Below are 13,448 nucleotides of genomic sequence, written 5' to 3' on the forward strand. Positions count from 1 at the left end.
GGACATGGGCACGTCGGCCGGTGAGCGGGCCAGGGTGAGGGTACTGGTCTTGATCGAAGGGGCAGACGGTGGCCATGGCCGGTTGGTCGGTAGTGGTGTTCGCGTAGACCGCTTCCAAAGTGCCGATCCCGCGCCCCCTTCGGGTCCACGACGTCGTGGGTCGCGCCACTACCGGCCATCGGCGGAACGGATCACGCCCTGCCCCCGGCGGCCGCGTCCGTCGTGCTCCAACGACCCCGGCGTATACACACCGGGGTCGCCCTTCCGGGCCGGTCGCACGTGAGAGTGTGCCGACCCGCTTTCATGCTATGCCTGGTGCACATTTCAGGCATCCGGTGTCTCGCGGTTCTCGTGTCCATTCGGTTCCGCGCGGCCCGGGAAGGGCTTTCGCCCTGCGTCAGCCGCGTTCCTCCTCCCCGCTTTCCATGAGCCGGATCCTCTGGTGTGTCAGCGTGACCATCGCGGGTGTGTTTCCCTGCTCCCAGTCGACCGTGACGAGTCCCTCGCCTGCCAGATAAGCGCAGGCGGTGGGAGATGCTGCTGGGGGATCCGGAGCTGCGCAACACCCGACTCAGCCGCGAAGGTCGGTGACCATCACCGCGTACACCGGAGAGTCGGCGAAAGGCTGTTGCTCGCCGGCCTTGGCGTATCCCCACGATTCGTAGAGCTCCTGCACTTTGGGGTGGGTCACGTCGACCAGGAGTACTGCAAGGTCTTCCGTGCGCTCCTTCAGTAGCGCTTCATGCAGTTGTTTCGAGATGCCCTGCTTGCGCCAGCTCGGGCGCACCATGACCTCTGAGACGGCGTAGGTGGCGGCATAGTCGTCATTCGGCTCGAAGCCGGTGGAGCGCCACCACTCTCGGCCTGGGGCGAGCGGGGCGCCGTAGGCGAAGCCGGCCGGCTCGTCCGCGTCGTATGCGACGACGCACGAGAAGCCGTCCATCCCCGACCAGTGGTCGACGAACCAGGCGAAGCGCTGGTGGAAGGGGTCGTCCATCTGGTCGGCGTAGGCGTCGGCGTGTACGTCGATGAGCATCTGCCGGAAGTCCTCAGGGAGGTTTCCGTGCTGGAAGTGACGCAGGTCGGTCACGCTCGACTCCATTCGGTTCGCATGCGGTCTGCCCAGTCTCGTGCGTAGGAGGCGGAGGGGGCCAGGACGAACAGGCCCCGGTGGAAGTCGCCGATGAGGGTGCGCATACGGCCGGGCAGGGGGTCACCGTTCATGATCGTGAAGACATCGGCAGCGGTGGTCGTGGCCTCCTCGGGTTCGCCCTGGTCCAGTTGCGCGAGGGCGAGCTGGGCGGTCGCGAGTGCTCGGTTGCGCCGGAACGCGGTCGGGATCTTGGCCAGGGCGCGGTGTGCCATGGCCTCGGCGTGGGCGTGGTGTCCGCTGTTGTAGTGGACGACGGCGGCGAGGTGATCGAGTTCGGCCTGGCCGTAGAAGGCCGTCCAGCGCGGACGCTCGCGCTCCGATGTCCTGGTGAAGGCGTCCTGGGCGGATCCAAGAGACCGCACAGCGATACGGCCGTCGCCGAGAGCCGCGTAGGCGAGTGCGGCACGGACTCGCCCCAGCGAGTCGAAGAACGGGTCGCGACGAGCGGCCGAGGAGGCTTGTGCGGCCTGAGCCGCCGCAAGCGCTTCGGGCCAGTTCTGCCGCTGGTAGGCGAGCATCGAGAGGTTGACCCATACCCGCATTTCGGTGGGGCCGTCCTGGGAGAGACCGGCATACGTCGCGGACTCGTTCAGGTGCCGCTGCGCCTGGTCGAGGTTGCGGGCGTCGATGCAGGACCAGGCCGCGACGGTGGAGTACTCGGCGGCCAGCGCGTACAGGGCCCGGCGGACGCGTTCCCCGGCATTGCGCTGCTGCAACTCCAGTACGCCGTCACGACCCTTCATCGCAGCCTTCTCCAGCTCCGCGTGACCGCCCTGGCGGTCGTCGGCCTCGACGAGGGCGTTCATCCCGGCGGCTGCCCGAGCCACGTCCGACATGCCGACCGCGCGGCGCTGGGCCACCAGGGGAACGGCGGCGGCTGCGGTCCCGGTGGCCGAGGCGATGAAGGTGCGACGCCGCACGGGGTCCTCCTGCGGGTGGTGCATCGTGCGTGGTGCGCTGAACCCTAGATCCTCGACGGGACAGCCGAACACCCGCTCCAGTGCCGCGCATGTACGTCCGATGGGGCGGTGGGAGGATCCGTTCAGCAGGTTGCGGACCGTACGGGCCGAGACGTCGCCGGGCCTGCCGGTGATCTCTGCCAGCGCCACATTCATCCGACCTGCCAATTCGTCCTGCGTGAGCCCGAGTTCGTCCATCCGGCCCTTGAGGACGGCGTTCGCTCCCATGCCACCGACCGTAGACCGACAGTCACCGACCGAACCAGACCCCAGATCACGGGACCGTAAAGTCTTCCGGTTCGGGACGACCGGTGGGAGCACGACCTTTCCTGTTCCTCCCAGGCCGCAGGTCGTTGACTTGGTATCAGCCCGTCGAGGTCCTGATTTCCCCCTTCCTTCGACGGCATGGAGGAGAGCCCGCCCCGGCGCCACCCCGTCGCGGGGGCGGGCGTCCACCCCGGAGGGATGTTCCTGTGACCGTGACCGCAGCCAGACCTACTGCGACCGGCAGCCCCGGCTACACCGAGACGTTGCCGTGCGAGCCGGAATCCGCTCGCCGTGCCCGACTGCTCGTGTCCGCCGCCCTGAACACCTGGGGCATAGGCGAGTTGGCCGAGGTCGGGGTACAGATAGTGGCCGAGCTCGTCAACAACGCCGTCGACCACGCCCGGTGCCGCAATGTCCGTGTCCTGGTCACGCGTTCGACAGGGGGCGTGGTGCGCATCGGCGTCGCCGACACCTGTCGGGACATGCCGGAGGTGGGTAGCCCCGATGAGGACTCCGAGGAGGGGCGCGGGCTGCTCTTGGTCGATGCTCTCAGTTGGCGGTGGGGCTGCGACCGGAAGCGCTGGGGCAAGGTCGTATGGGCCGAGTTGAAGGCGTCGGCCTCGTGTTGAGGCCGCGCATTTCCTTACGGCTCGTGCAGGCGGCGGAGCTGGTGAACGACCCCAGTCCCGAGGCATGCGTGGAACTCACCCTCGACCCCCTCGGCTCGATGAGCGACTCCCACGCCGCAATGCTCGCCGAGTCCTTGCGCATGACGCCTGTGGACCTCGTGCGGCTGCACTTGGAATCCGACCTGATGCTCAGCGCGATCCGAACCGAGGCCGTGCGGGCGGAGATCACGTGGCAACGGAGCCTCCGTCGCTGGTACGAGGAGGGCCGGGTCGCGGCCGAGTCGAGGGAGCCGGAGGTAACCCTTCTCATACGCGTGATCGAAGGGCTACGTCGGCAAGTTCGCGCGCCGCTCTGACTTCGTTCGAAGACGACCGGCGCTCCACAACTCCCGCTGGACAGCTTGGTGTCCGAGGTGTCGAGCGGGCAAGCACAGGCACTTTCCACAGCGAAAGGAAGACCGTGTTCAATCACATGGATCGCTTTCCCACCGGCAGCCCGCTGCCGCAGGGCCACTTCACCGTCGCTCCCTGGGGCCTGCGCCGCATCGCCCCGTACCCGTGCGTCGAGAGCCCCGGCTACGTGAAGGTGGAGCTGGACCCGGTGACGCAGACCGCCCGGTACTTCGACGCCTCCGGGGCGCCCACCATGGCCCCGGGGCACGGCACGTCTTCCGGGACCAATCCGTCGACCGGTACCACGGGGCAGGGCGACCGCAACAGCGACTCCCCGGACAGCGACACGGGCAACGACACCGACCAGTGACTTCGGTGACGAACGACGATCGTCCGGTCCTGGTCGTCACGAATCTCGACGACCCGACCGCGGACTTCGTGATCGCCGAGCTGCACGACCGGGGTGTCCCGGTCGTGCGGTTCGACTCCGGTGACTTCCCGGCCACCCTGTCGTGCTCGGCCGCCATCGGCGACGCCGACAGGTGGCGGGGAAGCGTGCAGACCCCGAGCCGACGTGCCGAGCTGGGCTCGGTGCGGTCCATGTACTACCGGCGGCCGTCCGGGTTCGCCTTCCCGCACCTCGACAAGCAGGACGAGCGGTTCGCCATCGCCCAGGCGCGATACGGGCTGGGCGGCATCCTGACCTCCTTGCCCGGCTGCCTGTACGTCAACCACCCCAACCGGATCGGCGACGCCGAGTACAAACCGGCCGGGCTCGCCGCGGCAGCGGCGGCCGGCTTCGTGTTGCCGCTCACTCTGATTACCAACGTTCCCCACGATGCACGGGCGTTCATCAAGGAGCACGGCCCGGCCATCTTCAAACCGATCTCGGTTCCGCTCTACCTGGTCGAAGGCAAGGCCCAGACTGTGCCCGTCACCGAGGTGACCACTGACGAGATCGACGACGCCGTGGCCGGCACCATGCACCTCTTCCAGAAACGAGTGGAGAAGGTCGCGGACGTCCGGGTCACGGTGATCGGCGAACAGATCTTCTCGGTACGGATCGACTCGGGCCTCCTCGACTGGCGCACCGACTACGGCACCCACACCTACACGCCCGTCACCGCACCACCTGAGGCGGAGCGAGCGATGCGTGCGTACCTGAGGCACTTCGGACTCGTCTTCGGGGCGTTCGACTTCGCCCTGACCGACTCCGGGGAATGGATCTTCATCGAGTGCAACCCCTCGGGACAGTGGGCATGGATGGAACCGTCGACGGGGCTGCCCATGACCGCCGCACTCGCAGATCTCCTGGAAGGAGGGCTCCGTGGCCAGTGAGTCCGATGTCGAGACAGCTGCGGCCGACCTCCGGCGGCAGCTGGCAGCCCGACTGGAGAAGGACGGCTGGCTGCGGTCGCCGGAATGGCGGGCCGCCGTCGAGGCGGTGTCCCGCCATGTGTTCATTCCGCGGTTCTACCGGGAGAGCGTCGGCCCCGGCGTCACCACTTGGGAGCCGGTCACACCGGAGACCGTCGGGCAGGAGGAGTGGTTGCGGCTCGTCTACAGCGACGAGACCTGGATGACCCAGTTCGACGGCCGGGACATCGACTGGGCTGATCCGAAGCCGGTCAGCAACGCGGCTCCCACCTCGTCGTCGACGCTGCCGAGCCTCGTGGTGCGGATGCTCGAAGACCTGGACGTGCACGAGGGCATGAACGTGCTGGAGATCGGGACGGGGACCGGCTACTCGACGGCACTGATGTGCCACCGGCTCGGCGTCGAGAGTGTGACCTCGATCGAGACAGACGAGGGAGTGGCGCGGCGAGCCCGTCAGGCTCTCACCAGGGCCGGCTATATCCCCCGACTGCTGGTGGGGGACGGCCGCGCCGGCCACCTCGACGGAGCCCCCTACGAACGGCTGATCGCCACGTGCGGCTTCCGCAACGTTCCTCCCGCCTGGCTGGAACAGGTGCGACCGGGCGGCGTCATCCTCACCACCCTGCGCGGCTGGATGCGCTCCCTCGGCCTGGTCAAACTCATTGTCACCGGGGACAGCGCGAGCGGCTGGTTCAGCGACGACGACCCGAGCTTCATGATCGCCCGCCAGCAGGACGCGCCGGAGAGCCTCGGCATGGTCCCAGGGCCCGGCGATGGAACGACGCGGAAAGCCACCCACGGGCCAGAGGTCCTCACCAGCTCAGGGCCGGCCTTCATGGCACAGCTCGCGGCCCCGGACGCCCGCTTCTTCGCGATGCCGGTCGATGGCGGACCGGTCTGCACGTTCCTGCTGGACAGCGTCACCGATTCCTTCGCAGTGCTCGCTCCCACCGACAGCGGCTGGGAGGTCCGCCAGGGCGGCCCGCGCCGCCTCTGGGACGCGGTCGAGTCGGCGGTGACAACCTGGGAGGAGTACGGATCACCGAACGCCGCGGCGTTCGGCGTGACGGTCTCCCACGGCCAACAGGTGGTATGGCTCGGGAACCCGAACGGCCCGCAGTGGCCGCTACCCACCTGAGACAGCCACCACCGACGCGAGGAACGCCATGATGGACGACGAACCGCTGAAGGACTGGGCGGAACGCCGTGACGCGAAGATCGGCCGTCTGCGCGCCGTGCCTGCTGTCTCCGGCGATGGCCCCAGGGCATCGCATCTGCATCCGGACGCACCACGCGCCATCGAGCGATGGAACGGACATGTGTGGGAGCCGCACGGCTTCGCCGCCAACCTGGCCGAGGCAAAGGCGATCCTCTACCCGGATTCCCGCCGGCTTCCGCCTTCAGGGCCGGCGCCGAAGCCGCTCGGCTCCGGCACCGGCAAGCACCGCAAACCCCAGCCGCCCATGTAGGACGGCGAGGCGGGCGCGGACGGGATCAGCGCCGCCGAGCCGGAGGCTGCTCCGGCGACGGAGCGGTGGGCCGCTCTGCGGCTTGGTGGGCGTTGGCTGCCTGGGCTCGTGGGCCGGGCGCGTGGCGTTCGCCAAGGCGGCGGAGGCGCCAGGTCAGCGCGCGGGCCGGGCTTCGGGCGTCGTCCAGGGTGCGCTGGCTGAGTGCCTGGTCGAGGATGGTGGACGCGTTGTGGCCCGCAGCCTCGGCCTCGGCGAGCACGGTGGCCAGGGCATCCCAGGCACGGTCGTCGAGGATGCGCTCGACGTGGTCGGGAACCGCCTGCTGTAGGTGGTGGGCGTATCGGCGCTTGGTCTGCGGGCTTGGTGCCCGGCTGGCCAGACCCATCAGGACTGGTTCCGCGATCTGCGCGTACGCCGCCTGCAGATGGACCAGGGCCTGTTCCGCTGCTGACTCCTGCTGGGCGTGCTGACGAGTGCGGTGCCAGTGCACGGCGTAGGCGACGGCGGTGAGCGCGGCGTCGATCAGCATCGCCAGTCCGGCACCGTCGCCATGTCGTGCGGGGCCGTTCCAGATCGTCTGGATGCTGCGGCGCAGGGCGCGGGCACTGGCGTGGTCGGCGGTGATGCGGGAGCGAGTGGCCCGCTCGAACGCCACGGCGGCTCGTTCCAGCTCGGCCTGCGCTGTGGCCGGGGCCGCGAGCAACAGCAGATCGAGTGCTCCGCCGAGTGCGGCCAGCTGTCCCTGGGCCACCTCATCGTCGCCGTGGGTGAGGTGGTGGGGGACGCGTTCGGCGGCGGCGGTGGCCTGGTGCCAAGGGTTGCCCGGCCGGACGGCGACCGGCTCGGGGGTGGTAGCGGCGAGGCGTTGGCGGATCTTGGGCAGGGAGAGGTCGCCGGACAGGGTGGAGCCGGCGTACCAGATGGGCTCTTTCTGCTTGTTGACGTCGCCGGGCAGGGAGACGCTGTAACCGGTTACGTCTCCGGACGGTTCGGTCTTGGGACGGACCTTCACACCGGTCGCTTCCAGCAGGGCGAAGAAGTCGGCCTCGGTGGAGGCGGCGGCCATCGCGCGGCGGACGCGCAGGCGCAGGATCTCGCGGGATGTGGAGTCCTGGCCCAGGCGCCGGGCCTTGAAGTGCTCCTTGCTGGTGGGGCGCTTGGCAGCTGAGCCGTCGCCCGGCTTCAACCTCCGTAGTCCGTAGTCGAATTCGATCTGGCGGGCTTCGCGTTGGATGGCCCGGATGTCGTGGTCCCGTTTGGCGCGGCGGCCGTCCTGCCGGACGAGGGTGGCGGCGATGTGGATGTGGTCGTCGGCATGTCGTACGGCCACCCAGCGGCAGGCTTCCGTGTCTCCGGCGGGGGCAATGCCGGCGGCGGCCACGATCCTGCGGGCGATTTCGGCCCACTGGGCGTCGGACAGGATCGGGTCCTCCGGGGCGGCGCGGACCGGGCAGTGCCAGACCGTGGCCTGGGGAGCCCGGCGGCCGAGCATGTTCACCGGCTGGTCGAGCTGCGTGAAGAGCTGCTTTTCCACTTCCTTCGGGTCGCGGTGGGGGCTGCGACCGGGGTCGGGGGCGAAGTCATTCCAGGAGGCGACCAGGTGGGGGTCGACGTGCTCGTTGGCGGTGCCCTTGCCGAAGAGATAGGCGATCAGACGGCGGGTGCTGCCCTTGCCCGTGATGATCTTCGGTATCACCGGCCTTGCCTCCCCTCGGTGACTTGGGCGATGGCGGTGTCCAGCTCGGTGATCGACGCCTCGATGCGGTCCAGGAGTCGCTGGACGCTGTCGGGCTGAGGCCAGGCGCCGTCCTTGTTGAGGTGCCAGGTCAGCTGGTTGAGGTTGTTGCCGACGCCGGCGAGCTGCCGGTTGGCGGCCATCAACACCTGCACCATGGCGCGGTAGTCGGCGATCGCTGCCGTGGGGTCCTCGGCGCGGGCGGCGGCGAGCGATGACTCGGCGACGTAGCCGCCTGGCTGCATACGGCTGAGTGCGGCGGCTCGTGCAAGTTCGGCGAACTCGCTTTCGCCGTAGCGCGGATGGACGCGATGCTCACGAACGCGTGGCTGACGCAGGCGACGACGGCGTTTGGTGGGCGTCTGCGCGGTGTTCGGCGACGGTCTGATGGCTCCCGAATCGGTCGGCTCCCCTGGGCCGGCCGACTCTGGTGCCCTTTCGGCGCCAGTTGCCTCCGCCACCTCAGGGGCGGAGGCCGGGTAAGGACTCCTTACCCGACAACTTGCTGCGCTGTCTGGGGCTGAGGTGGTGTGCGTCTGCTGTTGAGCTGTGGGGAGTTCGTGGTGCTGTTCGTCCATGGGGGTGCTCCGGTGGTGAGGGGGCGGGGGCTGTGTCACGTGCGTCGCATGCGTCCCATGCCTGGTCAGGACAGGTACGGACACTCGGGCAGGTACGGAGAAGTCCGTCCCGGTGATGACATCCGTCCCCGCGCTGACCTGCGCGGGGACGGATGCGACGCAGTGATACGGACCCAGGGGGAGGTGGGTCAGCGGGCGCGTTTGGGGCCGGCGGGGCCGCCGGGCGGGCCGATGGGCGGCTGGCCCGCCGGGGCGGCGGGCGGCTTGCCCTGGGCCTGGCGCGCGGGTGTGGCGTCGTGCGCGGGGGCGGGCGCCGTCTCGGTGAGGTCGGGGCAGTGTCGGGCCCAGCTGTCGAGGAACCGGTTGCGGGCGTACCCCTTGGCCTGCCTGCCCTTGTCGAACCGGTAGTTGGCCGGGCGGATGTCGAAGTCCCGGAGCATTCTGCCCAGGTGGTAGGCGTTGAGCCCGTTGGTGCCGTGCTCTGCCCAGGGGGCGTCGGGGTCCTGGAGCAGGGCGGTGACCAGATCCAGGGAGGAGAGGGCTTCGGGGTTGCCATGCGCTTCGAAGACGCGGTGGATGTCGCGCAGCAGCCGCGTCTTCAGGTTGGTCTGCTCGTCTTGGACGGCCTCGAAGCGGGTCATCGCGACACAGGCCGCGCGTGCACTGGCGGGCCAGTGGCCGCCGGCCAGGTCGGCGATGATGACCAGCGGTTCCCAGGTGTCCGCCGCCCGGTCCTCCACCGGCATGGTCGGCGCCATGCGGCCGGCCGTGCCGCGCAGCGGGCCCAGCCAGGCGGCCAGCTTGTCCCGCAGCGCGTTCAGCTCTGGTGTGGCGTAGCGCGAGCGGAACGGGGTCACCTTCTCGCCCGGCTTGCGCTTTTGCATGCGGAGCACGACCGCCCGGTCCGTGATCGTGTCGGGCAGGTCGCCGATCGAGGCCAGTGCGGCCATGGCGAAGGTCGGATACGGGGTCGGCTTGTGCTCCGGGCCGGAGATGCGCCAGGCGGGCCGGTTGCGCTGGTGTCCGGCGTTCAGCAGGCCGCGCAGTTCCTCGTTGTCGCCGGCCTTGCTGAAGATGGTGTCGGCCTCGTCCACCAGGATCGTGCGCGGGTTCTTGCCGATGACGCGGAAGAGCACCGCCGTGGACATGTTCACCGTCATGATCGGCTGGTGGACGGTCTCGTGGAGCACGTCCAGAACCCGGGACTTGCCGCAGCCCTTCGTCGGGCCTACGACCGCCAGACGCGGCGCATGCTGCAACGCGGTCTGGATGTGCGTGGCCGCCACCCACAGGGTGACCGCTGTCAGCGCCTCGTCACTGCGCAGCACGACGTACTTGCCGATCGCCGCCCGCAACTCATCCAGCAGTTCCGCACCCTCACCGGAACCTCGTTCCTCAGGGTCTGCCGGTCCCTGAGGAGGCCGGGAGCCGGTCCCGTGATCCGGTCCCCGTGTGTCGACGGGACCGGTCCCCTCCTGCTGGGCGGTTCCCGCCACGAGGTTGTCAGACCCTGGCGACTGGCGGGGACCGTGATCACGGTCCCCATTGCGGTCCCCTGGTGCAACTGCAGCCTCTTGGGGACCGGTCCCCGATTTCCCGCCGCTGACCTGCGGGTTTGCACTGGATGCCGATACGGGGACCGGGACGTGCGGGGACCGAGCAGCGGGCATTTCGCGGGGACGGTCCCCAACAGCGGCATCAGTAGACGGCTGGGGACGGTCCCCGTGTGCTTCAACATCCGCCGAGTGCTCGACGGTCCCCGACGCCGGGGACCGTGTGTCCGCCGGATCCCTGCGGCGCCAGGGGACGCCCTCGCCGGGGACCGCGGGAGTGGGCCAGCCGGTCGGGGAGGTGTTCGTGGTGCTGGGGGACGTAGAGTCCTCCATAGGCGTTCCTCTCCGGTGAGAGGCAGGACGGGCAAGGTCCTGCCCCTCACCAGCTCATTCGTTCAGGGATGGGCGATCAGTTGGAAGTCTTCGGCCCTCGGCGTTGGCGCGCCGGGGGCCGCTTCGTTGTCCGCGCCAGACGCGGGGTCAGGCCGTGAGGTCGTACGACGTCTGGGCATCCAGCCACGCGTCCACCTCCCGCCAGCGGTAGCGCAGGTGCCGGCCGACCTTGTGGACGCTGGGGCCGATGCCCCGGTACTTCCACTGGTAGAGGGTCTTGACCGGTACCCCGAGGTACGCGGCCACGTCGGCGGGAGTGGCGAGCTGGTCACGCTCGGCGCCGGCAAGGCGCGGGGAGTGGTTCGGCAATGAGGTCTCCATACCGGAATCAGGGTTTTTGATGGCAGGCGTGGGCGACACAGCCACACCACCTGGGAAGCGTCCAGAGTGAATTCTGAAACTCCCGGTTACTTCCCTCGGCGTCGCCGGGGAAGACCAAAACTGTAAGGGCGGATCGCCGGTTGCCGAAATCGCTCCCGCGGAAGCCGAAATTTTCTGCGGCGAAGCAACCGGCCGAGGTGCCGGAATCCGGTACCCCAGCAGCTCAGGTGCGGCGTGCAGCAGTCAGGAGTGACGCCGCCAGCCCGCCGGACACTGCATTCGATAGGCGCTCAAATCGCCCAATTCTTTGACGCGGGGGGAAGGTAGCACAACCTCCCCGCTGAAACGGCTCGTGATGTACCGGAATTCGACGAGACGAACACCACTTCGCCCCCGAACGACTTTTGGAGAGTTTAAGAACTAACTCTTGCCATAACGGTCGGCTGCAAGTTACAGCTATCTGTCATGCCCAACCGACCTGTCGAAATAGGCCCCGCCGGCCTTCACACCGCCCGCGCCATCGAGCACCTACGCCTCGTGCGCGGGCTGACCCAGCACCAGCTCGGCGCCCGCTGCACCGCACTGGGCCGCCCGATGGCCAACACCGCCCTCAGCCGCACCAAACGCGCCCGCCGCCGCTGCGACATCGACGACCTCGTCGCCATCGCCACCGCGCTCGGCGTTCCTCCCGCGACCCTGCTCCTGCCACTCCCGTCAGGGCCCAGTGATGACCGGAGGGGGTGCTAGTTGGCGCGGGTCTGGATTGAGGACCGCATAGGGCACGCGGCGTACGTTCGCGCTGCGGCGGAAGCCAAGCGGGCGGGCCGTACGCCACCGGGGCGCTACCGCGTGCGCTGGTACGACCCTGACGGCAAGCCGAAGATGAAGACCTTCACCCGCAAGGTCGATGCCGAGGCGGAGCGGACGAAGATGGAGTCCCGCCTCAGCGACGGCTCGTACCGTGATCCAGCCGCCGCGCGGGCGAAGTTCGCAGAGATAGCGGAGTCCTGGCTGGCTGCGCAGCTCCATCTCAAGCGTTCAACCCGAGGCCGCTATCGCGGTGTTCTCGACGTCCACGTGATCCCCAAGTGGGGCACCACGCCATTGGACCGCATCCACTTCGAGGACATCGCCGAGTGGCTCGCGGACCTGCTGTCCGGCGAGGCGACCGGCGGCAGGAAGCTGAGCCCTCGGTCGGTCCGCAAGGCGTACGTCGTTCTCAGCCGCGTTCTCGGCTACGCGGTCAAGGCCCGTCGTCTGGCGGTCAACCCGGCTGTCGGCGTGCCCTTGCCGAAGGTGATGCCCGCTGACCACGTGTACCTCGACGACATGCAGGTCGACGCGCTGGCCAACGCGGCAGGCGCCTACCGGGTGTTCATCCTGCTGCTGGCCTACACGGGTCTGCGCTGGGGCGAGGCGTCCGCGCTGAAGGTGGGACGTGTCGACCTGGACGCCTGCCGGGCGCACATCGTCGAGGCGTACGTCGAGGACAACGGCAAGCTCTACCTCGACACCCCCAAGAACCACGAGCGTCGCTCCGTACCGATCCCGCGGTTCCTGGCCGAGGAGCTGAAGCCTCACGTCCAGGGGCGGGGAGATGAGGAACTGCTCTTCACCGCCCCGCAGCGCGGGCCTCTGCGGGCCCGCAACTTCCGTCAGCGGTTCTTCGCGCCGGCGGTCGTGAAGGCCGGACTGGGGCACCTCAAGGTCACCCCGCACAAGCTGAGGCACACGGCAGCCTCGCTCGCCATCGCCAGCGGCGCGGACGTCAACGTCGTCCAGACGATGCTGGGCCACAAGTCCGCGACGCTGACCCTGGACACGTACGGGCACCTCTTCCCCGACCGCCTGGACGAGGTCTCGAAGAAGATGCACAAGCGCCGCTCCAAGCAACTGGCCAAGGCGAAGGCCAAGCTGGAGAAGGCGGAGCGGAAGGCCCGTGAGGCCGCTGAGACCGTGGCCGCCCTGGAGGAAGACGCCGCGTGATGTGTGCCTGACCCGTGCCGGGGCGCCGTAACCGAAGGGGGCGCCCCACCGCGCTGATGCGGTGGGGTACCCCCCTTCGTCTTCCTCGGATCAGGTCAGACGCGGCCGACGGCTTTCGTCCCAGAACCGGTCCATCGCAGCAGCGGCCGCATCCCCAGCCAACCGCTCGATCCTCTCGGGCACCTCGCGCTCGTCGAGGACGAAGAGCCTCCCGCCGACGAGGTGGGTGGTCGTCTTCCAGCCGAGACGCCGTCCTGCTTCCCTGGCGGCACGCCGGACGTCCTTGAGCTCGCCCATCTCTGCAAGATCGTCAGCGCCAAGGATCAGCTGCCCGTAGTACCCCTCGTACTCCGGCCTCAGCGCGGCCAGCATCATCGACTCAAGTCGGTCGATCAGCCTCTCGTGCCGGCGGCGAGCCAGCTCGTCCTTTGCGGGCATATCGCACAGCTCCCCACCTCTGCCCGGAGCACCCATGTGTGCCATATGTGTGCTGCGAGTACGAAGGCCCTCCCGCCCGATGGACGGAAGGGCCTCTGACCTGGTGCTTTGCTGTGCCCCCGGCAGGATTCGAACCTGCGACACCCGCTTTAGGAGAGCGGTGCTCTATCCCCTGAGCTACGAAGGCAGTGGCAGTG

At 68.9% G+C, this 13,448-nt stretch carries 15 protein-coding genes and 1 tRNA gene; 8 read left to right on the forward strand and 8 right to left on the reverse strand.

Going from position 1 to position 13,448, the window contains the following annotated elements; all coding sequences use genetic code 11:
* Positions 1-571 precede the first annotated feature (571 nt).
* Positions 572-1,102: a GNAT family N-acetyltransferase gene (locus FDO69_RS13910; RefSeq protein ID WP_104780110.1), complete on the reverse strand. Its 531-nt coding sequence runs from the start codon at positions 1,100-1,102 to the stop codon at positions 572-574.
* Positions 1,087-2,340: a helix-turn-helix domain-containing protein gene (locus tag FDO69_RS13915; protein ID WP_104780111.1), complete on the reverse strand. Its 1,254-nt coding sequence runs from the start codon at positions 2,338-2,340 to the stop codon at positions 1,087-1,089. The genes FDO69_RS13910 and FDO69_RS13915 overlap by 16 nt, the downstream gene beginning before the upstream one ends.
* 245 nt (positions 2,341-2,585) lie before the next feature.
* Here FDO69_RS13915 and FDO69_RS13920 point away from each other — a divergent pair, with 245 nt between their 5' ends.
* The 6 genes from FDO69_RS13920 to FDO69_RS13945 all read left to right on the forward strand — a co-directional run bounded on the left by FDO69_RS13920 (position 2,586) and on the right by FDO69_RS13945 (position 6,247).
* A complete protein-coding gene (locus tag FDO69_RS13920) occupies positions 2,586-3,008 on the forward strand; it encodes an ATP-binding protein (protein ID WP_104780112.1) in 423 nt (140 codons plus the stop codon).
* 23 nt (positions 3,009-3,031) lie between these two features.
* Positions 3,032-3,364: a hypothetical protein gene (locus FDO69_RS13925; protein WP_234387929.1), complete on the forward strand. Its 333-nt coding sequence runs from the start codon at positions 3,032-3,034 to the stop codon at positions 3,362-3,364.
* A gap of 104 nt (positions 3,365-3,468) precedes the next feature.
* Entirely contained in the window at positions 3,469-3,771 is a 303-nt protein-coding gene (gene tgmA, locus FDO69_RS13930; RefSeq protein ID WP_104780113.1) for a putative ATP-grasp-modified RiPP, read from the forward strand.
* 5 nt (positions 3,772-3,776) lie between these two features.
* A complete protein-coding gene (gene tgmB / locus FDO69_RS13935) occupies positions 3,777-4,739 on the forward strand; it encodes an ATP-grasp ribosomal peptide maturase (protein WP_104780293.1) in 963 nt (320 codons plus the stop codon).
* Complete coding sequence (tgmC, locus tag FDO69_RS13940; protein WP_104780114.1) at positions 4,729-5,916, forward strand: ATP-grasp peptide maturase system methyltransferase; 1,188 nt, start codon at positions 4,729-4,731, stop codon at positions 5,914-5,916. Before tgmB ends, tgmC begins: the two co-directional genes overlap by 11 nt.
* A gap of 31 nt (positions 5,917-5,947) precedes the next feature.
* Positions 5,948-6,247 carry a DUF6087 family protein gene (locus tag FDO69_RS13945; protein ID WP_104780294.1) on the forward strand — a complete coding sequence of 100 codons (300 nt, stop codon included), beginning with the start codon at positions 5,948-5,950 and terminating at the stop codon, positions 6,245-6,247.
* A 25-nt stretch (positions 6,248-6,272) separates the two neighbouring features.
* Here the strand turns inward: FDO69_RS13945 and FDO69_RS13950 are convergent, their stop codons facing one another.
* From FDO69_RS13950 to FDO69_RS13965, 4 genes are all read right to left on the reverse strand, one after another.
* Positions 6,273-7,943, reverse strand: a complete 1,671-nt coding sequence (locus tag FDO69_RS13950) for a relaxase/mobilization nuclease domain-containing protein (RefSeq protein ID WP_104780115.1) — start codon at positions 7,941-7,943, stop codon at positions 6,273-6,275.
* Complete coding sequence (mobC, locus tag FDO69_RS13955; RefSeq protein ID WP_324826431.1) at positions 7,940-8,227, reverse strand: plasmid mobilization relaxosome protein MobC; 288 nt, start codon at positions 8,225-8,227, stop codon at positions 7,940-7,942. Before mobC ends, FDO69_RS13950 begins: the two co-directional genes overlap by 4 nt.
* 521 nt (positions 8,228-8,748) lie before the next feature.
* Entirely contained in the window at positions 8,749-9,915 is a 1,167-nt protein-coding gene (locus FDO69_RS13960) for a DUF3631 domain-containing protein (RefSeq protein WP_104780117.1), read from the reverse strand.
* Positions 9,916-10,593: 678 nt separating this feature from the next.
* The gene (locus tag FDO69_RS13965; RefSeq protein WP_170320875.1) at positions 10,594-10,827 is read right to left on the reverse strand and encodes a helix-turn-helix transcriptional regulator; all 234 of its coding nucleotides are present in this window, start codon (positions 10,825-10,827) and stop codon (positions 10,594-10,596) included.
* A gap of 465 nt (positions 10,828-11,292) precedes the next feature.
* Here FDO69_RS13965 and FDO69_RS13970 point away from each other — a divergent pair, with 465 nt between their 5' ends.
* Positions 11,293-11,574, forward strand: a complete 282-nt coding sequence (locus FDO69_RS13970; protein ID WP_170320876.1) for a helix-turn-helix domain-containing protein — start codon at positions 11,293-11,295, stop codon at positions 11,572-11,574.
* A complete protein-coding gene (locus FDO69_RS13975; protein WP_167526586.1) occupies positions 11,575-12,813 on the forward strand; it encodes a tyrosine-type recombinase/integrase in 1,239 nt (412 codons plus the stop codon).
* A 90-nt stretch (positions 12,814-12,903) separates the two neighbouring features.
* On the opposite strand, the gene FDO69_RS13980 is transcribed toward FDO69_RS13975, so the two are convergent.
* Both FDO69_RS13980 and FDO69_RS13985 read right to left on the reverse strand, forming a co-directional pair.
* Entirely contained in the window at positions 12,904-13,251 is a 348-nt protein-coding gene (locus FDO69_RS13980) for a hypothetical protein (RefSeq protein ID WP_104780120.1), read from the reverse strand.
* A gap of 114 nt (positions 13,252-13,365) precedes the next feature.
* A tRNA-Arg gene (locus tag FDO69_RS13985) sits at positions 13,366-13,438 on the reverse strand.
* Positions 13,439-13,448: the final 10 nt, after the last annotated feature.

It is taken from the genome of Streptomyces tibetensis, from assembly GCF_007655005.1.
In the GTDB taxonomy this organism is placed as follows: domain Bacteria; phylum Actinomycetota; class Actinomycetes; order Streptomycetales; family Streptomycetaceae; genus Streptomyces; species Streptomyces tibetensis.

Bases quoted from the DNA above. Each gene is read 5' to 3' on its own strand.
- mobC (WP_324826431.1), bottom strand. From the start codon at position 8,227: ATGCAGCCAGGCGGCTACGTCGCCGAGTCATCGCTCGCCGCCGCCCGC.
- FDO69_RS13945 (WP_104780294.1), top strand. From the start codon at position 5,948: ATGGACGACGAACCGCTGAAGGACTGGGCGGAACGCCGTGACGCGAAG.
- FDO69_RS13970 (WP_170320876.1), top strand. From the start codon at position 11,293: ATGCCCAACCGACCTGTCGAAATAGGCCCCGCCGGCCTTCACACCGCC.
- FDO69_RS13980 (WP_104780120.1), bottom strand. From the start codon at position 13,251: ATGCCCGCAAAGGACGAGCTGGCTCGCCGCCGGCACGAGAGGCTGATC.
- FDO69_RS13965 (WP_170320875.1), bottom strand. From the start codon at position 10,827: ATGGAGACCTCATTGCCGAACCACTCCCCGCGCCTTGCCGGCGCCGAG.
- FDO69_RS13915 (WP_104780111.1), bottom strand. From the start codon at position 2,340: ATGGGAGCGAACGCCGTCCTCAAGGGCCGGATGGACGAACTCGGGCTC.
- FDO69_RS13910 (WP_104780110.1), bottom strand. From the start codon at position 1,102: ATGGAGTCGAGCGTGACCGACCTGCGTCACTTCCAGCACGGAAACCTC.